Here is an 18692-nt window from a genome sequence, read left to right on the forward strand (position 1 = left end):
GGGACCAGCCAACGGCTGAGGATCCGCCGAGGTTGCGGCGGGCTTGCCGCCAGACCTCGTGTGGGCCTACGGAGGACAACCGCGGCGCGGCAGCGCGACGGGAGCCGCCTCCCGGCAGCTTGCTGCCGCCCTGGCGGCGGAGCCGCGCTCGCGCAGTGCTACAGCAGGTCCAGCGACATCGGGGTGCCCAGGGGGACGTCCTCGCGGAAGACCCGGCCCTCGATGTCGCGGAACGAGTCCGGCGGCATGCCGTCGGCGGGGCGGACCGAGCGGACGTTGTCGGCGGAGACCTTCTCGCCGGCCTTGACGTCGCGGGAGACGAAGAGGGAGCGGCGGAAGCGCAGGCCCTCGGCCTCGATCTCCTTGGGGCCGATCCGGGCCTCGCCCATGGCCTGCCAGGCGATCTTCGTCTCGCGGACGAGCGAGGCGAACTCGCCGGGGTCGAGCGAGAAGTCGGCGTCGACCCCGCCGTCGGCGCGGTCGAGGGTGAGGTGCTTCTCGATCACGGTGGCACCGAGGGCGACCGCCGCGACCGAGGCGCCGATGCCGAGCGTGTGGTCGGAGAGGCCGACCTGGACGTCGAGCGCGTCGCGCAGGACCGGGATGCCGCGCAGGTTGGACGCCTCCGGCGGCGCAGGGTACGACGCCGTGCAGGCCAGCACCACGAGCCGCTCGTTGCCCGTCTCGCGCGCCGCACGGACGGCCGCGTCGATCTCGCCCATGGTGGCGGTGCCGGTGGAGATGATCGTCGGCAGCCCGGTGGCGGCGATCGAGCGGATCAGCGGCAGGTCGGTGATCTCGCTGGAGGCCGACTTGATCATCGGGACGCCGAGGCCGTGCAGGAAGTCGACGGCGGTCGGGTCGAAGGGGGCGCTGAAGCCGAGCATGCCGAGCTCCTGGGCGAGCGCGAAGATCGGCTCGTGCCAGTCCCAGGGGGTGTGGGCCTCGGTGTAGAGGTCGTAGAGCCGGCGGTTGGGCCACAGCGGGTGGTCCGCGCTGAGCCGGAACATGGGGGAGTCGACGTCGAGGGTGATCGTGTCGGCGGTGTAGGTCTGGATCTTCACCGCGTGCGCGCCGGCGTCGGCGGCGGCCCGGACGATGTCGAGGGCCCGCTCGAGGTCGCCGTTGTGGTTGCCCGACATCTCGGCGATCACGAACGGCTCGTGGTCGGGGCCGATCGTGCGGGTGCCGACCTGGATGGCCTCGAGGCTCATCGGGTGCCTTCCTGTGCAGTGGTCTTGCGGGCACCGCGGCGGTCCTCGCGGCGCAGGCTGATCGGGTGGACGGTGAGGGTGCGCTCACCGTTGCTGCGGGTCTCGGCGGGCCCCTCGACGAAGCGGAAGCGGCGGTTCATCGAGCGGACCGCCTCGTTCTCGCTGAGCACCTCGCCGTGCAGTACGTCGACGCCCAGCTCGTCGAAGGCGTAGGCGGTCGCCTCCTTCATGACCTGCATCCAGGCGAGGAGCGCGAGGCCCTCGGCCTCCACGGTCTCGCTGTCGAGGTAGAAGCCCCACGAACATCGGGAGCGGTCGTCGGCGATGTCGAAGTAGTTCACGATGCCGAGAGGGCGGTCGGCGTACTCGAAGACGAGGGTGAGCCGGGTCGGGTCCCTCCGGGTGCGCTCCCACCACGCCTCGTGCTCCTCGGCGGTGATGACGTGGTCGTTGATGCTGACGGCGCGGTTGGCCGGCTGGTTGCGCCACACACGCATGGCGTCGACGTCGCCGTCGGCGGCGGGACGCAGCATGGTTTCCTCCTCGACCAGCAGGGACCGCTGGGAGTGCGGTCTCGTCCGGGGCTAACGGTAGTCTGCCCGACATGACGACGGTTCCCCGCAATCGCCTTCGTGAGCTGATGGGTGAGGTCCTGGCCGCCCAGGACAAGACGCTGCCGGACAGCGACGACGCGCTGCTCGCCGACATCGGCTTCCGCTCGCTCGACTTCAGCGAGCTGGCCCTCCGGGTCGAGGACGAGATCGACGAGGAGCTCAACTTCGACGCGGCCGGCCTGCGCCAGATCACGACCGTCGGCCACGTGCTGGACCTGCTGACCGAGATCCAGGCCGCGTGAGCCTGCGCCACCCGTCCAACCGCCTGACCGACGCCTCGACCGGCGAGCAGGTCACCTGGGGCGACCTCGAGCCGCTGGACTACCCGGCGCCGGCCGCGGTGGTCGTCGACTCGTCGTACGCCGCCCTGCGCGCGGTCAAGCAGCACGCCGAGACCGGGGCGGAGTTCCTGGTCGTCGCGGCGGGCCGGATGGAGGCCAACCTGCGCGCCGAGCTGCGCGCCGCCGGCTTCAACATCGTCGACCCGGACGGCTCGGTCGAGCTCGCCTCGGTGACCCGCGAGCCCGAGCCGGGTCGGCTGTGGCTGCTCACGTCGGGCTCGACCGGCCGCCCGAAGCAGATCGGCCACACCCTCGACTCCCTGACCACGGTCGCCGGCGACATGGCGCCGCGGACCTGGCTGTGCCCCTACTCGCCCGGCACCTACGCCTGGTGGCAGGTGGTCACCCTCGGCCTCGGCTCCGCGGGCCAGGACCTCGTCGTCGTCGACCCCTCGCGGCTGGACGAGTGGGTCGCCGCCGGCATCGAGCACGGCGTCACGGCCGCCTCGGGCACCCCGACCTTCTGGCGGCAGACCACGATGTCGCAGGCCGACGACCTCGCGAAGGTGCCGCTGCAGCAGGTCAGCCTCGGCGGCGAGCCCGTCGACCAGGCGATCCTCGACCAGCTGCGCACCTTCTTCCCCGACGCCCGCATCTCCTGGCTCTACGCCTCCTCCGAGGTCGGCGCGTCGATCGTCGTCCACGACGGCCGCGCCGGGTTCCCCGTCGAGTGGCTGGGCCGCGAGGCCGAGGGCCGGCCGCGGATCGACGTCGTCGAGGGCGAGCTCGTCATCACCTCCCCGCACCACGGCGAGGGCCTCGGCGGCCCGGTCCGCACCGGTGACGCCGTGGTCGTCGAGGACGGTCGCGTGCTGATCACCGGTCGCCTCGACTCCGACGAGATCAACATCGGCGGCGCCAAGGTGTCGGCGGGCGTCGTCCGCGCGGTCCTGCAGTCGCACCCCGACGTCGCGTGGGCGCACGTGCGGGGGCGCAAGGCCCCGCTGGTCGGCAACCTCGTGGTCGCCGACGTCGTCCTCACCTCGGGCGAGACGACCGCCCCCGACGTGCTGGCCGAGCTCAACCGCTGGTGTGCCGAGCGGCTGCCGGAGTACGGCGTCCCGCGGCGGATCAAGCTGCTGGCCGCCATCCCGACCAAGGAGACCCTGAAGAGCGATGTCTGAAGCCACCCTCGTCCCGCCCGCCGGCGTGGTCCTCATCTCCGGCGCCTCGCGCGGCCTCGGCCTCGCCATGGTCACCGACCTCCTCGAGCAGGGCGTCAAGGTGGCCGCGTTCGCCCGCACCGTCACGCCGGAGCTCGACGCGCTCGCCGCGCGCTTCCCGGACACCAGCCACTTCGGCTCCGTCGACATCACCGACGCCGCGGCCACCCAGGCCTTCGTCAAGGAGGTCGAGGCGAAGCTCGGCATCATCGACGGCCTCGTCAACAACGCCGCCGTGGGCCAGGACTCGCTCCACGTCCACACCTCCGCCGACGAGATCGCGCGGATCATCGAGACCAACCTGACCGCGCCGCTCGTGCTCACCCGGTTCTGGCTGCGCCGGCTGATGGGCAAGGGCCGCAAGGGCCGGCTGGTCAACATCACCTCGATCTGCGGCCAGCGCGGCTACCAGGGCCTGGTCGCCTACTCCTCGACGAAGGCCGGCCTCGACGGGGCCACCCGGGCCATCGCCCGCGAGATGGCCGGCCGGGTGCTCGCCAACTCGGTCGCCCCCGGCTTCTTCGCCTCGGAGATGTCGGCGGTGCTGGGCGCCAACCAGCTCGAGTCGATCGTCCGTCGTACCCCCTCCGGCGCGATGACCTCGCCCGAGGACGTCGTGCCCGTGGTCCGCACGCTGCTGCTGGACCAGACCAACATCAACGGCCAGGCGATCGTCATCGACGGTGGCGGCTCCATCTAGGCGCCGACCCGGCGCTGGACCCCTGCTGCGCGCCGCCATCCGGGCGCGCTGGCTGCGTTGCAGACGCTCGATGGTGCAACCAGACCGCCGTCGCGCCTGCGCCTTGCCATCACACCCGCCTGACGACGCTCGCGACGGCGCCCAGCGCCGGGTCGACGCCCTGCAGCTGCTCCGCGTCGGCACCGACGCGGAGCTGAGCCGGTACGCCGCCCGCTCGCACCTCTCGGACGGTCGCGTGGTGGCCTGGACGGGACCCGTCGACCGCGCGGTGGCCGTCGACGCCGAGATCGACCGACCCGTCCCGCCGGCGTTGGCCGCCCGGCACGGCGAGGCGGGGTTCTGGGAGCGCTGGACCCGGCTGGAGTGCCTGGCGAAGCTGACCGACGTCCCCGTGGTGCTCCTCCAGCGCGGCGGCCTGGACGCGGACGCCGGCCCCGGCATCGAGTTGGTCACCGGCCGCCTCCACCCCGAGCCGGGCACGACGGTGGTCGTCAGCGTCGCCCGCAACCGTTCGGCCGTGTGACCCATCCCACCGACCCGAACCGTTTTCGCGGCCCCGCGCACCGGCGTACGGTTGAACCGTCCCGGAACCCCGGGGCGCCCATGAGCACAACGTCCGGTACCCACACCGGCTGCCCGCGAGGGCAGTGGTCGGCGGGACCGGAACGAAAGGTTCACGATGTCCCACACGCTCAGCGTGGGTGTCGTCGGCGCGGGTCGCGTCGGCGCCGTCCTGGCCGCGGGTCTCCGCGCTGCCGGTCACCCCGTCGTCGCCGCTGCCGGTGAGTCCGACGCCTCGCGTCGCCGCGCCGCCGAGCTCCTGCCCGGCGTCCCGCTGCGCAAGCCGAGCGACGTGTCCCGGGCTGCTGACCTGCTCCTGCTGACCGTCCCCGACGACATGCTCCCCAACGTGGTGCGCGTGCTGGCCGACAGCGGCGCGATCCGCGAGGGCCAGGTCGTCGCGCACACCTCGGGCCGGCACGGCCTCGCCGTGCTCGCGCCCGCCGCGGCCGTCGGCGCGCGCGTGATCGCGCTGCACCCGGCGATGACCTTCACCGGCACGGCCGTCGACATCGACCGGCTCCGGGGCTGCGTCTTCGGCCTGACCGCCGGCGAGGGCGAGCGCGAGCTCGCCGCCGGCCTCGTCGCCGACCTCGGTGGCACGGCCAACTGGGTGCCCGAGGAGATGCGCACCCTCTACCACGCGGGCCTCGCCCACGGCGCCAACCACCTCGTCACCCTCGTCAGCGAGGCGATGGGCCTGCTGGCCGCCGCCGGCGTCGACGACCCGGCCGGCACCCTGCGCCCGTTGCTGGACGCGGCGCTCGACAACGCCCTCGCGCACGGCGACGCCGCGCTGACCGGCCCGATCGTCCGCGGTGACGTGAAGACCGTCGCGGCGCACCTGAAGGACATCTCCGCCAACGCGCCCGACACGCTGCCGTCGTACGTCGCGATGGCGTGGGCCACCCTCGACCGCTCGGTCACCGACGGCCGGCTCCTCCCGATCCAGGGCCAGAAGATCGCCACCGTGCTCAGCGCGTACGGCGAGCGCCGGATCCTGCCGTCGCGGGTGGAGCACACGGAGCACATGGAGCGCACGGAGCGCACGGAGCGCTCGGAGCAGGCATGACCGTCGCCACCACCCCGGCTGTCGCGCGCAGCCGGTCGGACCTCGACGCGCTGGTCGCGCCGCGCCGCGGCCGAGGCCCGGTCGTGTTCGTGCCGACCATGGGCGCGCTGCACGAGGGCCACGCGACGCTGCTGCGGATCGCCCGTGAGCGCGCGGGTGCCGAGGGCACGGTGGTGCTGTCGATCTTCGTCAACCCCCTGCAGTTCGGGGCCGGCGAGGACCTCGACCGCTACCCGCGGACCTTCGACGCCGACCTCGACATGGCGGGTCAGGAGGGTGTCGACGTGGTCTTCGCCCCGGTCGTCGCCGAGATGTACCCCGACGGCGTCCCGCACGAGGGCGTCGCCTCGGAGGCCGTCACCGTCCAGCCCGGCCCGCTGGCGGACCGGTTCGAGGGCGCCAGCCGTCCCGGGCACTTCCGCGGCGTGCTCACCGTCGTCGCCAAGCTCTTCGGCCTGGTCCGACCCGACGTCGCGGTCTTCGGCGAGAAGGACTACCAGCAGCTCGCGCTGATCCGCCGCATGGTCGCCGACCTCTGCCTGGGCATCGAGATCGTCGGCGGCGCGACCGACCGCGAGCCCGACGGCCTGGCCCGCTCGAGCCGCAACCGCTACCTCGACGCGGAGCAGCGCCAGGTCGCCGCCGTGCTGAGCCGCGCGCTGCGCGCCGGCCAGGACCGCGCGGAGTACGGCGTCCCGGCGGCCCGCTGGGCGGCGATGGGCGTGCTCAAGGCCGAGCCCGGCATCGAGCTCGACTACCTCGCCCTCACCACGACCGGCCTCGGTGAGCTGCCGGACTACCCGGAGAGCGGCACCGAGGGCCGGATCCTCGTCGCGGCCCGGGTCGGCACGACCCGGCTCATCGACAACATGCCCCTGCATTTCTGAAGCAGTTCCGAGCAGTACTGAACCCAGGGAGACTCCCATGCTGCGCACCATGATGAAGAGCAAGATCCACCGCGCCACCGTCACGCAGGCCGACCTGCACTACGTCGGCTCCGTGACGGTCGACGAGGACCTGCTCGACGCGGCCGACCTGCTGGCCGGCGAGCTCGTGCACATCGTCGACATCACCAACGGCGCCCGCCTGGAGACGTACACGATCGCCGGCGAGCGGGGCAGCGGCGTGATCGGCATCAACGGTGCCGCCGCCCGCCTTGTGCACCCGGGCGACCTGGTGATCCTGATCGCCTACGGCCAGATGAGCACCGAGGAGGCGAAGGAGTACCAGCCGCACGTGGTCTTCGTCGACGCGGACAACAAGATCATGGCGACCGGCTTCGACCCCGCCGAGACCTTCGGCGACCCGACGCTCTCCCGGGGCGACGTCACGGCCGGTCGCTGAGTAGCCTGCTCGGATGCCACAGGACCAGCAGCGCCTGCCCGGGCGCCTCACCGCGCCGAGCCCGGGGTGGACGACCCGCGCCGACGTCGTCATCGTCGGCTCCGGCATCGCCGGGCTGACCGCTGCACTGCGTCTGCGCAAGGAGGTCGGCAAGGTCCTGGTCGTCACGAAGGACGTGCTGGCCGCCGGCTCGACCCAGTGGGCGCAGGGCGGCATCGCCGCCGCGCTCGGTGACGGCGACACACCGGAGGAGCACGAGCTCGACACCCTCGTCGCGGGCGCCGGCGCCTGCGACCTCGACTCCGTGCGGATCCTGGTCAACGAGGGCCCCGAGGCGGTCCGCGAGCTGATCGCCCTCGGCACCAACTTCGACCACACGGCCGACGGCGAGCTGTCGCTGACCCGGGAGGGCGGGCACCACCGCGACCGGATCGCGCACGCCGGCGGCGATGCCACGGGTGCCGAGATCCAGCGGGCCCTCATCGCCGCCGTCCAGGCCGCCCCCGACATCGAGGTCATCCAGCACGCGCTGGCCGTCGACCTCCTGCTCGGCGAGGACTCCTCGGGCGCGACCGGTGTCGCGGGGCTGACCCTGCACGTCATCGGCGAGGGCGAGCGCGACGGCGTCGGCGCCGTCCTGTGCCGGGCCGTGGTGCTGGCCAGCGGCGGCTTCGGGCAGGTCTTCTCGCAGACCACCAACCCGGCGGTCTCGACGGGCGACGGCATGGCGCTCGCGCTGCGGGCCGGTGCGACCGTGCGCGACCTGGAGTTCGTGCAGTTCCACCCGACCGTGATGTACCTCGGCCCCGACTCGCGTGGCCAGCAGCCGCTGATCTCGGAGGCGGTCCGCGGCGAGGGCGCCTTCCTCGTCGACGACGACGGCAACCGGTTCATGCAGGGCGTCCACGAGCTCGCCGACCTCGCCCCGCGCGACGTCGTCGCCAAGGCGATCATGAAGCGGATGCTCGACACCGGCCGCCCGCACATGTGGCTCGACGCCCGCCACCTCGGCGCCGAGTTCTGGGAGCGCCGCTTCCCGACGATCCTCGCCACCGCCCGCTCGCACGGCGTCGACCCGGTGGTCGACCTGATCCCCGTCGCGCCGGCGTGCCACTACGTGTCGGGCGGCGTCCACACGGACCTGGACGGGCGCAGCGACCTGCCGGGTCTCTACGCCAGCGGCGAGGTCGCCTGCTCCGGCGTCCACGGCGCCAACCGCCTCGCGTCGAACTCCCTGCTCGACGGGCTGGTGTTCTCCCGCCGCATCGCGAAGGTGCTGCCCGGTGAGCTCGGGGAGTGGCGCGAGCCGTCGGCCGACGAGCGCGCGCCGGGCCTGATCGCCGGTGCTGCCCGCAAGGAGCTGCAGGAGACGATGACGTCGCGTGCCGGCGTGCTCCGCTCCGCGGCCGGGCTCACCGCGGGCGCGGACGTGCTGGCCGGGCTCGCGGGCCGGGCCGCCACCGCCGTCGACCAGGAGTCGTGGGAGACCAGCAACCTGCTCACCATCGCGACCGCCCTCACCATGACCGCCCGGCTCCGCCAGGAGACCCGCGGCTCGCACTGGCGTGAGGACTTCGCCGAGCGCGACGACGACCTGTACGCGGGCCACTTCGACGTCCGGATGGCCGACGGCGCCGTCGCCGCGGAGTTCGTGCCGTCGCCGCAGACCGATCCATCCGTCGGCCCCGTCGCCGGGGTGGTGGCGCCGTGATCGCCCGGACGCCGTACGACGCCCTGCCGGCCGCGCTCGTCGAGGAGATCGCCGCCGCGGGGCTGGACCCGCGGGCCGTCTACGACCACGTCGTGCTCGCCTTCGAGGAGGACCTGCCCGGTGGCGCCGACGACGTGACCAGCGCGGCGATGCCCGACATGGGCGAGGCGGTCGCCGACTTCGCCGCCCGCGAGCCCGGTGTGGTCGCGGGCCTCGCGATCGCCGAGCTCGCCTTCGCCTACGCGCTCGGCGACACCGTCAAGGTCACCGGCCGGGTGCCGGACGGCACCCACGTGGAGCCCGGCGACGTCGTGCTGACGGTCTCCGGTCCCGTGCAGGGCGTGCTGACCGCCGAGCGGACCGCCCTCAACTTCGCCTCGCACCTGTCCGGCGTCGCGACCGCGACCGCGCAGTGGGTCGAGGCGCTCGCCGGCACCCGCGCCCGCGTCCTCGACACCCGTAAGACACTCCCCGGCTGGCGCGCGCTGCAGAAGTACGCCGTGCGCTGCGGCGGTGGCGTCAACCACCGCTTCAGCCTCGTCGACCGGGCCATGGTGAAGGACAACCACGCGGTCGCCGCCGGTGGCGTGGTGGCGGCGTACGAGGCGGTCGTCGCGGCCAACCCGGGCCTGCGGGTCGAGGTCGAGGTGATGGACCTCGACGAGCTGCGCGCCGTGCTGGCCGCCGGCTGCACCGAGGTCCTGCTCGACAACATGTCGACCACCGACATGGCCGAGGCAGTGCGGATCAACGCCGCCGCCGGCGGGCACGCCACCCTCGAGGCGTCCGGCGGGTTGACCCTCGAGCGGGCCCGCGAGGTGGCGGAGACGGGGGTCGACTTCATCTCCGTCGGCGCGCTCACGCACTCGGTCAACGTGTTCGACCTCGGGCTGGACTTCCGGACCACCGGAGGCTGAGCCATGAGCCTGCTCGCCGCCGACATCGGCAACGCCCACACCGTCCTCGGGCTGCTCGAGGACGGTGAGGTCGTCGCCGACTGGCGGGTCTCCACCAACGAGCACCGCACCGCCGACGAGTGGGGCGTGCTGCTGCGCGGCCTGCTCGGCCGCGAGGAGGACACCGTCAGCGGTGTCGCCGTCTGCTCGACCGTGCCCTCGGTGCTCAATGCGTGGCGCGAGATGCTGGCCGCGCACTTCGGCGACGTCCCGCGGGTGATCGTCGAGCCGGGCATCCGCACCGGCGTCCCGATCGTCGTCGACAACCCGCGCGAGGTCGGCAGCGACCGGATCATCAACGCGCTCGCCGCCGCGTCGGACTACTCCGGCCCCGCCATCGTCGTCGACTTCGGCGGCACCGCCACCACCTTCGACGTGGTCGACGCGGCCGGACGGTACGTCGGTGGCGCGATCACCCCCGGCATCGAGATCTCCCTCGACGCGCTCAGCCGCGGCGGCGCCCAGCTGCGCATGGTCGAGCTGGTCCGCCCGCGCGGCGTCATCGGCAAGAACACCGTCGAGGCCCTGCAGTCGGGCATGGTCTTCGGCGTCGCCAGCCAGGTCGAGGGCATGGTCGAGCGCCTCGTCGCCGCCCTCGGCGCCCCGGTCGAGGACGTCGCCGTGATCGCCACCGGCTACCTCGCGCCGCTCGTGATCGACGAGTGCCGCTGCTTCACCGACCACGCGCCGTGGCTGACCCTGCGGGGGCTCGGTCTGGTCTACGCCCGCAACACCTGACGTCACCCGTCGGCGCCGCGACGCGGCTGCCCCGACGTCAGCTGGGCCGCGACCGGCCCGCGGCCAGGGCGTCGAGCACGGCCGGCTCGAGGTACGGCGCCAGCGTGTGCGCGTACGTCGCCGTGATGTGGTGCCCGTCGAAGTAGGTGATCACGTTGCCGTTGACGGCCCGGCACTCGGTGCGGCCGCAGAACCGGTCGGTGAGGTCGACCAGGCGCAGCAGCGGGTCGTGGGCCGCCGCCACGACGTCGACCACCGGGTCCTCGGGCAGCCAGGTCCGGCGGGGTCCGGCGCAGGCGTCGTAGTCGTCGCGCTCCGAGGCGACGCAGTCGGGGATGCTGCGCCCCGGGGCCGGGGTGTCGCGGATGGCGAGCACCGGGATCCCGGCGTCGGCGATCCCGCCGAGCACCCGGGCGTAGCCCTCGCGGTAGGCCTCCGCGGTCCCCGCGTCGTCGAGACCGACGGCCTGCGCCTGCATCCGGTTGGAGACGACCACGAGGTCCGGCTTGGTCTCCACCAGCTCGGCGGCCGTCCGTCGTACCCAGTCGGCGCAGGTCCCGACGGCCTCCGGCTCGTCGAAGTCCTGCTCGATGTCGGCGCTCGCGCAGCGGGAGGCGAGCCGGGTCTCGATCCGCCAGCCGTGGTCCTGGGCGAGCGCCTGCAGCGCGGGCAGCCACTGGCCGGCGTGGGAGTTGCCGAAGAGGGCGACCGTCACCGTGCCGTCCGCGTCGCCGAAGGTGCACGGGACGTCGGCGAAGTCGGGCTCCGCGCTCCAGCAGCTGCGCGGACCGACGTCGCCGTAGGCCTCGGCCTTGTCGTCGGCCGCGACCGCGGCGGCGGGCACCAGGTCGTCGTACGACGCCTCGGGGCAGCGGCGCCCGACCGCGGCCGCGCCGAAGCACGGCCCGCCGTCCTGGAGGGCGGCCGCGAGCTGCCGGGCGGCCTCGTCGGAGCGGCGCTGCACCTCGACCAGCTGGACGGAGGCGAGCGCGACCACCACGCCCATCGCGAGCGCGCCGACGGCGTAGGTCCGCCGGACCTGCAGCGAGAGCCGCGGCGCCCGGAAGGGCCGCTCGACGAGGCGCTCGGTGCCGGCGGCGAGCAGCAGGGTCGCGACCAGGACGGCCGCGCCGGTGCGGGGACCGATCTCGTGACCGGTCACGGCGACGGTGATGACCACGAGCGGCCAGTGCCACAGGTAGACCGAGTAGGACACGTCGCCGAGCCACTGCACCGGCCGCAGCGCCATGAGGCGGCCGGGCCCCAGACGGCTCTCGCGGGGGGCGCCGCAGGCGATGAGCAGCACCGCGCCGAGCACGGGGAGCGCGGCGTGGTGGCCGGGGAAGGGCGTGGCGGCCGAGTACGTCGCCGCCGCGAGCCCGATGAGGGCGAGGCCGGTCCACGCGCCCAGTGCGGGCAGGGCGCCGGGGGAGCGCTCGGCGGCCCGCTTGCCGCGCTGGTGCCGGTCGGTCAGCCAGGCCGCGACGAGTCCACCGGCGGCGAGCTCCCACACCCGCGCGGGCGTCACGAAGTACGCCGCGGCCGGGTTGACCCGGGTCAGGTGCACCGACCAGGCGACGGACGCCGCGGTGACCACCGCGAAGGCGGCCACGAGCGCGGTGCGGGTGCTGACCCCGCGCCGGCGCGCGAGCAGCACGACGCCGGCCACGAGCAGTGGCCACAGGAAGTAGAACTGCTCCTCGACCGAGAGCGACCAGAAGTGCTGCACCGCGGTCGGGGCGTCGTCGGAGGCGAGGTAGTCGACGGCCCGCCCGGCCAGCGCCCAGTTCACGACGTAGAGCGCGGCGGCGCGGGCGTCGGAGGCGGTCGCGGCCCACATCGTCTCCGGGGCCAGCAGGCGGGTCGCGACCAGGCTGGCGACCAGCACGAGCAGCGAGGCCGGCAGCAGGCGGCGGATCCGGCGCCCCCAGAAGGCGCCGAGGTCCCGGGCGCTGCGCGGCGGCCGGGCCACCAGGTGGGCGGTGATCAGGAAGCCGGAGATCACGAAGAAGACGTCGACGCCGACGAACCCGCCCGGCACCGCCGCGGCGTGCAGGTGGTAGACGACCACGAGCGCGACGGCGAGAGCGCGCAGGCCCTGGATGTCGGTGCGCAGCACCGTCCCCTCCCGCGCACTCATGACCCTGCCAGCCTGACACGGAATCGGCGCCGGGCGTTAGTCGGAAATACCTTTCGCTGTTCGAGGTGGCGCGCTTGCCCCATTCCCGAATTTCGTTAATATCCGATTATCCAAATATCCGAATCGTCGGATATCGCGAATATCGAGGAGAAAATCATGGCCCAGCGCGTCAACATCGTCCTGGTGGACGACATCGACGGCAGCGATGCGACGCAGACCGTGGCCTTCGGCCTCGACGGCGCCAGCTACGAGATCGACCTGAACGACGACAACGCCGCCGCCCTGCGCGACGCCCTGGCGCCCTACGTCGGGCACGGCCGCAAGGTGGGTCGCGGCGGCGGTGGCGCGAAGCGCGGCGGCGGCCGGGCTGCTGCCTCCTCGGGAGCCGGCGCCTCGGCGAAGGAGATCCGCGAGTGGGCCCGCGACAACGGCCACGCGGTGCCCGAGCGCGGCCGCATCCCCGCCGACGTGCGCGAGGCGTACGACGCCGCCCACTGAGACCCTCCCGTGCCGACCTGATCCGGGCTGTTCGCTGACAGCGGACGGCCCGGATCCGTTTCGGCGGAACGCGTAGGGTGTGAGCGGGGTTGTATCCCGTGAACACCCCAGGACGTGTGAGGAGCGTGCAATGTTCGAGCGGTTCACTGACCGAGCCCGCCGGGTGGTCGTGCTGGCCCAGGAAGAGGCCCGCATGCTCTCCCACAACTACATCGGGACCGAGCACATCCTGCTCGGCCTCATCCACGAGGGCGAGGGCGTCGCCGCGAAGGCGCTGGAGTCGCTCGACATCTCCCTCGAGGCCGTGCGCGCGCAGGTCGAGGAGATCATCGGCCAGGGCCAGCAGGCGCCGTCCGGCCACATCCCCTTCACCCCGCGCGCCAAGAAGGTCCTCGAGCTGTCCCTGCGCGAGGCGCTGCAGCTCGGCCACTCCTACATCGGCACCGAGCACATCCTGCTCGGCCTGATCCGCGAGGGCGAGGGCGTCGCCGCCCAGGTGCTGCAGAAGCTCGGCGCCGACCTCAACCGCGTCCGCCAGCAGGTCATCCAGCTGCTCTCCGGCTTCCAGGGCAAGGAGACCGGCGCCGCCGCGTCGACCTCGGGCTCCACGAGCGGTGGCGACGCCCCGTCGTCGTCGCTGGTGCTCGACCAGTTCGGCCGCAACCTGACCCAGGACGCCCGCGAGGGCAAGCTCGACCCGATCATCGGCCGTGCCGCGCAGATCGAGCGGGTCATGCAGGTGCTCTCGCGCCGCACCAAGAACAACCCCGTGCTCATCGGTGAGCCCGGCGTCGGCAAGACCTCGATCGTGGAGGGCCTGGCCCAGGACATCGTCAAGGGCAACGTCCCCGAGACGCTCAAGGACAAGCAGATCTACACCCTCGACCTGGGTGCGCTGGTCGCCGGCTCCCGCTACCGCGGTGACTTCGAGGAGCGCCTCAAGAAGGTGCTCAAGGAGATCCGCACCCGCGGCGACATCGTGCTGTTCATCGACGAGATCCACACCCTCGTCGGTGCCGGTGCGGCCGAGGGCGCCATCGACGCCGCCAGCATCCTCAAGCCGATGCTGGCCCGCGGCGAGCTGCAGACCATCGGCGCGACCACCCTCGACGAGTACCGCAAGTACCTCGAGAAGGACGCCGCGCTCGAGCGCCGCTTCCAGCCGATCCAGGTGCCCGAGCCCTCGATCGCCGACACGATCGAGATGCTCAAGGGCATCCGCGACCGCTACGAGGCGCACCACCGGGTGACCATCACCGACGAGGCGCTGGTCTCCGCGGCCACCCTCGCCGACCGCTACATCTCCGACCGCTTCCTGCCGGACAAGGCCATCGACCTGATCGACGAGGCCGGCTCGCGCCTGCGGATCCGCCGGATGACGGCGCCCGCCGACCTGCGCGAGTACGACGACAAGATCGGCGAGGTCCGCCAGCGCAAGGAGGCGGCCATCGACGGGCAGGACTTCGAGGCCGCGGCCCGCCTGCGCGACGAGGAGAAGCAGCTGATCCTCGCCAAGTCCGAGCGTGAGAAGCAGTGGCGCTCGGGCGACATGGACGAGGTCGCCGAGGTCGACGAGGAGCTGATCGCCGAGGTGCTGGCGGTCGCGACGGGCATCCCGATCGTGAAGCTCTCCGAGGAGGAGTCCACCCGCCTGCTCAAGATGGAGGACGAGCTCCACAAGCGCGTCATCGGCCAGGACGAGGCGGTCAAGGCACTGTCGCGGGCGATCCGTCGTACCCGCGCGGGGCTGAAGGACCCGAAGCGTCCCGGTGGCTCGTTCATCTTCGCCGGCCCGTCCGGCGTCGGTAAGACGTGGCTGTCCAAGACGCTCGCGGAGTTCCTCTTCGGCGACGAGGACGCGCTCATCCAGCTCGACATGTCGGAGTTCGGCGAGAAGCACACCGTCTCGCGGCTGTTCGGCTCGCCTCCGGGCTATGTCGGCTACGAGGAGGGCGGCCAGCTCACCGAGAAGGTGCGCCGCAAGCCGTTCTCGGTCGTGCTCTTCGACGAGGTCGAGAAGGCCCACCCCGACATCTTCAACAGCCTGCTGCAGATCCTGGAGGAAGGTCGCCTGACCGACTCCCAGGGCCGGGTCGTGGACTTCAAGAACTGCGTCATCATCATGACCACCAACCTCGGCACGCGCGACATCGCCAAGGGCATCAACCTGGGCTTCAACCAGGCTGGCGACGCCGCGGGCTCCTACGAGCGGATGAAGGGCAAGGTCTCGGAGGAGCTGAAGCAGCACTTCCGTCCCGAGTTCCTCAACCGTGTCGACGAGATCATCGTGTTCCCGCCGCTGTCGCAGGAGCAGATCATCGCGATGGTCGACAACATGATCGCCGCGGTGGAGGTCCGCCTGAAGGACCGCGACATGCGGATCGAGCTCACCCAGGCCGCGAAGAACCTGCTCGCCGAGCGGGGCTTCGACCCGGTCCTGGGCGCCCGCCCGCTGCGTCGTACCGTCCAGCGCGAGATCGAGGACATCCTCGCCGAGAAGATGCTCTACGGCGAGGTCGGCCCCGGCCAGATCGTGCTCGTGGGCGTCGAGGGCGAGGGTGCCAACGCCAAGTTCACCTTCGAGGGCCAGAAGGTCGGCGAGCTGCCGGACCTGCCGCCGCTCGAGACGGTCGTCGAGGGTAAGGCCCCGGCCGAGGGTGCGGAGATCGCGCCCGACGACTCCGAGACCGCCTGACCTGTTGCACCACACCGACCCGCCCGGACCCCCGGGCGGGTCGGTGTGCTTTTCGCGGGCGCGCGGAGCGCGTCAGTGCGCGCCGGAGAGGTTGAGCAGGACGACGCCGCCGACGACGAGCGCGAGGGCGAGCACCTTGAGCGGGTCCATCTGCTCGTCGAGGAAGAGGTAGCCGACGACCGCCATGCCGGCCGTGCCGAGGCCGGCCCACACGGCGTACGCGATCGAGACCGGGACCTGCCTGACGACCAGGGCGAGCAGCCAGATCGAGGCGGCGTACCCGGCGAGCACGACCGCGGTCCACACCGGGTCGCGGAAGCTCTCGGTGCGTGGCAGCGCGGCGCTCGCCGCGACCTCGACGCCGATGGCGGCGAGCAGGAGTGACCAGGCGATCACCATGACATGTCCCTTCGATGTAGCAACTGCTACAACTGTAGCACCTGCTACATTGAGGGTGCTCATCGGCGGAGGGGGGACGTGTGGCCACGGACGGGGAGCGCCGGCGCGAGCTCGCCGAGGCGGCCACCGACTACGTGCTCGACCACGGCCTGATCGAGCTCAGCCTGCGCCCGCTCGCCGCGTCGCTGGGCACCAGCGACCGGATGCTGCTCTACCACTTCGACGGCAAGGACGACCTCGTCGCCGCGGTGCTGCACACCTCCAACGAGCGCTCGATCGCCCACCTGCGCTCGCTGCCGGCCGCGCCGTCGGTGCGCGAGGCCGTGCTCGTCCTGTGGCGGGCGTCGAGCGACGGCGGCCAGCTCGAGCGGTGCCAGCGCCTGTACGTCGAGGCCGCGGCGCTCGGCCTCTTCGGCCGCGAGCCGTGGGCGGGTGTGGTCCGGGACGCCAACCGGGCCTGGCTGCAGGCCCTCGCCGACTGGCTGGTCTCCGCCGGCTGCAGCGCCGAGCTCGCCCCACGGGCCGCCAACCTGCTCGACGCCGCCCTCATGGGGCTGCACCTCGACCTGCCGCTGGAGCGGGGGACCGACGCGCTCGACGGCTCGGTCGTCGACCTCGCCGGGGCGGTCGCCGCGATCGCCGGTCAGGGCAGCGCGTAGAGCCCGTCGGAGGTGCGGACGACCAGGCCGTCGTCGAGGAGCGAGCCCAGGGCGCGCTCGCGTTGCTCGGTCACGTCCCAGGCGGCGTCGAGGCGCTCCTTGCCGACGGCCCCGGGGGCGTCGCGCAGCACCGCGAGCAGCCGGCCCCGGCACTGGCGGTCGGTGCCCGCCCAGGCCTGGACGGGGCGCGGCGGTCCGTCGTACGCCGGGGCGCCCGCGGCCTGCCACGCGCAGGCGGTCCTGACCGGGCAGCTGTCACAGCGCGGCCGGTCGGCGGTGCACACGAGGGCACCGAGCTCCATGACCGCGACCGACCAGGTCGCGGCGGTGGGCGGGTCGGCCGGCAGCAGCGCGGCGCCCAGGTCGCGCTCGGCCCTGGTGACCGAGCGGGGCGGGAACTCGACACCGCTGACGGCGCGGGCGAGCACCCGTCGCACGTTGGTGTCGAGCACCACCTGCCGCTGCCCGTGGGCGAAGGCGGCGACGGCGGCGGCCGTGTAGTCGCCGACGCCGGGCAGCGCCAGCAGGTCGTCGTACGACGACGGCACCTCGCCCCCGTGCTGCTCGGTGATCGCGGTGGCGGCGGCGTGCAGGCGCAGCGCGCGGCGCGGATAGCCGAGCCGGCCCCACGCCCGGACCGCCTCGCCGGACGAGTCCGCCGCGAGGGCGGCCGGCGTCGGCCACCGCTCCAGCCAGGCCTCGTGCACCGGGAGGACGCGGACCACCGGCGTCTGCTGCAACATGAACTCGCTGACCAGCACCGACCAGGCCGACGCCTCGGGCCGGCGCCACGGGAGGTCGCGGGCGTTCGCGTCGTACCAGTCCAGGATGGGCTGGACGAGGTCGGTCGCGGGATCGGCGGTGGGTTCGGCGGTCATCGCAGGACATTGTCGCCTCGGGTGTGATGTCGTCCGAGTTCGGGCCCGTCCGGCGGGTCAGCCCGCTTCGCGCGCGGGCGCTGACTACCGTCGTCCCATGCCCGCCGCGCCCCGTCGTCCCGCGCCCACGCGCGGTCGTACGACGCGCGGACCGCTGCCGGCCGGCGTCTACTGGCGGCGCCGGGTGTTCGTGCTCGGCACGGCGTTCGCGCTGGTCTTCGTCATCGCGCGCTGGCTGACCGGGAGCAGCGACGGCAGGTCCGAGGACGCCGGCGTCGCCGAGCAGGCCGGAGCGCAGGTGCAGGCCACGGAGACGGTGACCGCCGGTCAGTCCACGGCCACCGCCACGACGACCGCGTCGCCGACCGGCCGGAAGGGCGCATCGGCGACACCCACCCTCGCCGCCCCCGAGGGCACCTGCGAGCCCTCCGATGTCGTCGTCACGCCGAGCGTCGCGAAGGGCGCCGAGGCCGGTGACGACGTGACGCTCCGTCTCTCGCTGCAGACCCTGGAGTCCGAGGCCTGCACCTGGCAGGTCTCCCGCAACAGCATCACGGTGAAGATCTCCGACGGCTCCGACGAGCTGTGGACCACCCAGCAGTGCCCGGCCGTGGTGCCGACCGAGTCCGTCGTCGTACGACGCGACGTCGCCACCGTCGTCGAGCTCACCTGGAACGCCCGCGAGTCGGCTGCCCGGTGTACGCCGCGCACGGCATGGGTGCTGCCGGGCGACTACACGATCGCCGCCGCCGCCCTGGGTGGCGAGCCCGCGGAGGCGGAGTTCACCCTCGTCCGGCCCACGGCGCGGACGGTCGAGGTGACGCCGAGCTCGACCGCGACGTCGAAGGCGACGGACAAGCCGAAGAAGTCGAAGACGCCCGTCAACTGACCCATGGTCGTCGGCACTCGGTCGTCGAGGAGGTTGCGCAGCAACGCCCGGTCGTCGAGGAGGTTGCGCAGCAACCGTCACGAGACGCCGGGCCACGGTGCAGCGACTGTGGCGTCGGCA

At 73.0% G+C, this 18692-nt stretch carries 19 protein-coding genes; 14 read left to right on the forward strand and 5 right to left on the reverse strand.

Going from position 1 to position 18692, the window contains the following annotated elements; all coding sequences use genetic code 11:
• Nucleotides 1–158 precede the first annotated feature (158 nt).
• Both pseI and AC2YHB_RS00360 read right to left on the reverse strand, forming a co-directional pair.
• Nucleotides 159–1214, reverse strand: a complete 1056-nt coding sequence (gene pseI / locus AC2YHB_RS00355) for a pseudaminic acid synthase (protein ID WP_179649086.1) — start codon at nucleotides 1212–1214, stop codon at nucleotides 159–161.
• Nucleotides 1211–1747 (reverse strand): GNAT family N-acetyltransferase, encoded by a 537-nt coding sequence (locus tag AC2YHB_RS00360; RefSeq protein WP_179649087.1) that lies wholly within the window; start codon nucleotides 1745–1747, stop codon nucleotides 1211–1213. Before AC2YHB_RS00360 ends, pseI begins: the two co-directional genes overlap by 4 nt.
• Before the next feature lie 71 nt (nucleotides 1748–1818).
• Between AC2YHB_RS00360 and AC2YHB_RS00365 the strand changes: the two genes are divergently transcribed.
• The 10 genes from AC2YHB_RS00365 (at nucleotide 1819) to AC2YHB_RS00410 (ending at nucleotide 10414) form a co-directional block, all read left to right on the forward strand.
• A complete protein-coding gene (locus tag AC2YHB_RS00365; protein ID WP_036550057.1) occupies nucleotides 1819–2070 on the forward strand; it encodes a phosphopantetheine-binding protein in 252 nt (83 codons plus the stop codon).
• Nucleotides 2067–3293, forward strand: a complete 1227-nt coding sequence (locus tag AC2YHB_RS00370) for an AMP-binding protein (RefSeq protein ID WP_179649088.1) — start codon at nucleotides 2067–2069, stop codon at nucleotides 3291–3293. Before AC2YHB_RS00365 ends, AC2YHB_RS00370 begins: the two co-directional genes overlap by 4 nt.
• Nucleotides 3286–4032, forward strand: a complete 747-nt coding sequence (locus AC2YHB_RS00375) for an SDR family NAD(P)-dependent oxidoreductase (RefSeq protein WP_036550059.1) — start codon at nucleotides 3286–3288, stop codon at nucleotides 4030–4032. The genes AC2YHB_RS00370 and AC2YHB_RS00375 overlap by 8 nt, the downstream gene beginning before the upstream one ends.
• Before the next feature lie 103 nt (nucleotides 4033–4135).
• The gene (locus tag AC2YHB_RS00380) at nucleotides 4136–4555 is read left to right on the forward strand and encodes a hypothetical protein (RefSeq protein ID WP_487353277.1); all 420 of its coding nucleotides are present in this window, start codon (nucleotides 4136–4138) and stop codon (nucleotides 4553–4555) included.
• A gap of 156 nt (nucleotides 4556–4711) precedes the next feature.
• A complete protein-coding gene (locus AC2YHB_RS00385) occupies nucleotides 4712–5665 on the forward strand; it encodes a Rossmann-like and DUF2520 domain-containing protein (RefSeq protein ID WP_179649090.1) in 954 nt (317 codons plus the stop codon).
• Nucleotides 5662–6552, forward strand: coding sequence for a pantoate--beta-alanine ligase (panC, locus tag AC2YHB_RS00390; protein WP_179649091.1), 891 nt, complete (start codon nucleotides 5662–5664; stop codon nucleotides 6550–6552). Before AC2YHB_RS00385 ends, panC begins: the two co-directional genes overlap by 4 nt.
• A 37-nt stretch (nucleotides 6553–6589) precedes the next feature.
• Nucleotides 6590–7009, forward strand: a complete 420-nt coding sequence (panD, locus tag AC2YHB_RS00395) for an aspartate 1-decarboxylase (protein ID WP_036550064.1) — start codon at nucleotides 6590–6592, stop codon at nucleotides 7007–7009.
• Between the two features lie 13 nt (nucleotides 7010–7022).
• Nucleotides 7023–8720, forward strand: coding sequence for an L-aspartate oxidase (locus AC2YHB_RS00400; RefSeq protein WP_179649092.1), 1698 nt, complete (start codon nucleotides 7023–7025; stop codon nucleotides 8718–8720).
• The gene (gene nadC, locus AC2YHB_RS00405) at nucleotides 8717–9637 is read left to right on the forward strand and encodes a carboxylating nicotinate-nucleotide diphosphorylase (RefSeq protein WP_308645561.1); all 921 of its coding nucleotides are present in this window, start codon (nucleotides 8717–8719) and stop codon (nucleotides 9635–9637) included. The genes AC2YHB_RS00400 and nadC overlap by 4 nt, the downstream gene beginning before the upstream one ends.
• A gap of 3 nt (nucleotides 9638–9640) precedes the next feature.
• Entirely contained in the window at nucleotides 9641–10414 is a 774-nt protein-coding gene (locus tag AC2YHB_RS00410; RefSeq protein ID WP_179649093.1) for a type III pantothenate kinase, read from the forward strand.
• A 37-nt stretch (nucleotides 10415–10451) separates the two neighbouring features.
• On the opposite strand, the gene AC2YHB_RS00415 is transcribed toward AC2YHB_RS00410, so the two are convergent.
• Nucleotides 10452–12554, reverse strand: coding sequence for an acyltransferase family protein (locus AC2YHB_RS00415; protein WP_487353278.1), 2103 nt, complete (start codon nucleotides 12552–12554; stop codon nucleotides 10452–10454).
• 156 nt (nucleotides 12555–12710) lie between these two features.
• On the opposite strand from AC2YHB_RS00415, the gene AC2YHB_RS00420 reads away from it, so the two are divergent.
• Both AC2YHB_RS00420 and AC2YHB_RS00425 read left to right on the forward strand, forming a co-directional pair.
• On the forward strand, nucleotides 12711–13052 hold the full coding sequence (locus tag AC2YHB_RS00420) for a histone-like nucleoid-structuring protein Lsr2 (protein ID WP_036550068.1): 342 nt from the start codon (nucleotides 12711–12713) through the stop codon (nucleotides 13050–13052).
• A 130-nt stretch (nucleotides 13053–13182) separates the two neighbouring features.
• Nucleotides 13183–15747: an ATP-dependent Clp protease ATP-binding subunit gene (locus AC2YHB_RS00425; RefSeq protein ID WP_036550071.1), complete on the forward strand. Its 2565-nt coding sequence runs from the start codon at nucleotides 13183–13185 to the stop codon at nucleotides 15745–15747.
• Between the two features lie 72 nt (nucleotides 15748–15819).
• On the opposite strand, the gene AC2YHB_RS00430 is transcribed toward AC2YHB_RS00425, so the two are convergent.
• Nucleotides 15820–16146, reverse strand: coding sequence for a DMT family transporter (locus AC2YHB_RS00430; protein ID WP_036550075.1), 327 nt, complete (start codon nucleotides 16144–16146; stop codon nucleotides 15820–15822).
• Between the two features lie 80 nt (nucleotides 16147–16226).
• Between AC2YHB_RS00430 and AC2YHB_RS00435 the strand changes: the two genes are divergently transcribed.
• Nucleotides 16227–16805 carry a TetR/AcrR family transcriptional regulator gene (locus AC2YHB_RS00435; protein ID WP_036550078.1) on the forward strand — a complete coding sequence of 193 codons (579 nt, stop codon included), beginning with the start codon at nucleotides 16227–16229 and terminating at the stop codon, nucleotides 16803–16805.
• Here AC2YHB_RS00435 and AC2YHB_RS00440 read toward each other — a convergent pair.
• On the reverse strand, nucleotides 16790–17683 hold the full coding sequence (locus tag AC2YHB_RS00440; protein ID WP_487353279.1) for an HhH-GPD family protein: 894 nt from the start codon (nucleotides 17681–17683) through the stop codon (nucleotides 16790–16792). The genes AC2YHB_RS00435 and AC2YHB_RS00440 overlap by 16 nt on opposite strands.
• Before the next feature lie 97 nt (nucleotides 17684–17780).
• Here AC2YHB_RS00440 and AC2YHB_RS00445 point away from each other — a divergent pair, with 97 nt between their 5' ends.
• On the forward strand, nucleotides 17781–18572 hold the full coding sequence (locus AC2YHB_RS00445) for a hypothetical protein (RefSeq protein WP_487353280.1): 792 nt from the start codon (nucleotides 17781–17783) through the stop codon (nucleotides 18570–18572).
• Nucleotides 18573–18692: the final 120 nt, after the last annotated feature.

The organism is Nocardioides sp. SRI_004, assembly GCF_057586415.1.

Excerpts from the sequence above, each read along its gene's own strand:
- AC2YHB_RS00415 (WP_487353278.1), bottom strand. The coding sequence starts at position 12,554 with ATGAGTGCGCGGGAGGGGACGGTGCTGCGCACCGACATCCAGGGCCTG.
- pseI (WP_179649086.1), bottom strand. The coding sequence starts at position 1,214 with ATGAGCCTCGAGGCCATCCAGGTCGGCACCCGCACGATCGGCCCCGAC.
- AC2YHB_RS00360 (WP_179649087.1), bottom strand. The coding sequence starts at position 1,747 with ATGCTGCGTCCCGCCGCCGACGGCGACGTCGACGCCATGCGTGTGTGG.
- AC2YHB_RS00445 (WP_487353280.1), top strand. The coding sequence starts at position 17,781 with ATGCCCGCCGCGCCCCGTCGTCCCGCGCCCACGCGCGGTCGTACGACG.
- panC (WP_179649091.1), top strand. The coding sequence starts at position 5,662 with ATGACCGTCGCCACCACCCCGGCTGTCGCGCGCAGCCGGTCGGACCTC.
- AC2YHB_RS00420 (WP_036550068.1), top strand. The coding sequence starts at position 12,711 with ATGGCCCAGCGCGTCAACATCGTCCTGGTGGACGACATCGACGGCAGC.
- AC2YHB_RS00425 (WP_036550071.1), top strand. The coding sequence starts at position 13,183 with ATGTTCGAGCGGTTCACTGACCGAGCCCGCCGGGTGGTCGTGCTGGCC.
- AC2YHB_RS00440 (WP_487353279.1), bottom strand. The coding sequence starts at position 17,683 with ATGACCGCCGAACCCACCGCCGATCCCGCGACCGACCTCGTCCAGCCC.
- AC2YHB_RS00365 (WP_036550057.1), top strand. The coding sequence starts at position 1,819 with ATGACGACGGTTCCCCGCAATCGCCTTCGTGAGCTGATGGGTGAGGTC.
- panD (WP_036550064.1), top strand. The coding sequence starts at position 6,590 with ATGCTGCGCACCATGATGAAGAGCAAGATCCACCGCGCCACCGTCACG.
- AC2YHB_RS00430 (WP_036550075.1), bottom strand. The coding sequence starts at position 16,146 with ATGGTGATCGCCTGGTCACTCCTGCTCGCCGCCATCGGCGTCGAGGTC.
- AC2YHB_RS00410 (WP_179649093.1), top strand. The coding sequence starts at position 9,641 with ATGAGCCTGCTCGCCGCCGACATCGGCAACGCCCACACCGTCCTCGGG.
- AC2YHB_RS00400 (WP_179649092.1), top strand. The coding sequence starts at position 7,023 with ATGCCACAGGACCAGCAGCGCCTGCCCGGGCGCCTCACCGCGCCGAGC.
- AC2YHB_RS00385 (WP_179649090.1), top strand. The coding sequence starts at position 4,712 with ATGTCCCACACGCTCAGCGTGGGTGTCGTCGGCGCGGGTCGCGTCGGC.
- AC2YHB_RS00375 (WP_036550059.1), top strand. The coding sequence starts at position 3,286 with ATGTCTGAAGCCACCCTCGTCCCGCCCGCCGGCGTGGTCCTCATCTCC.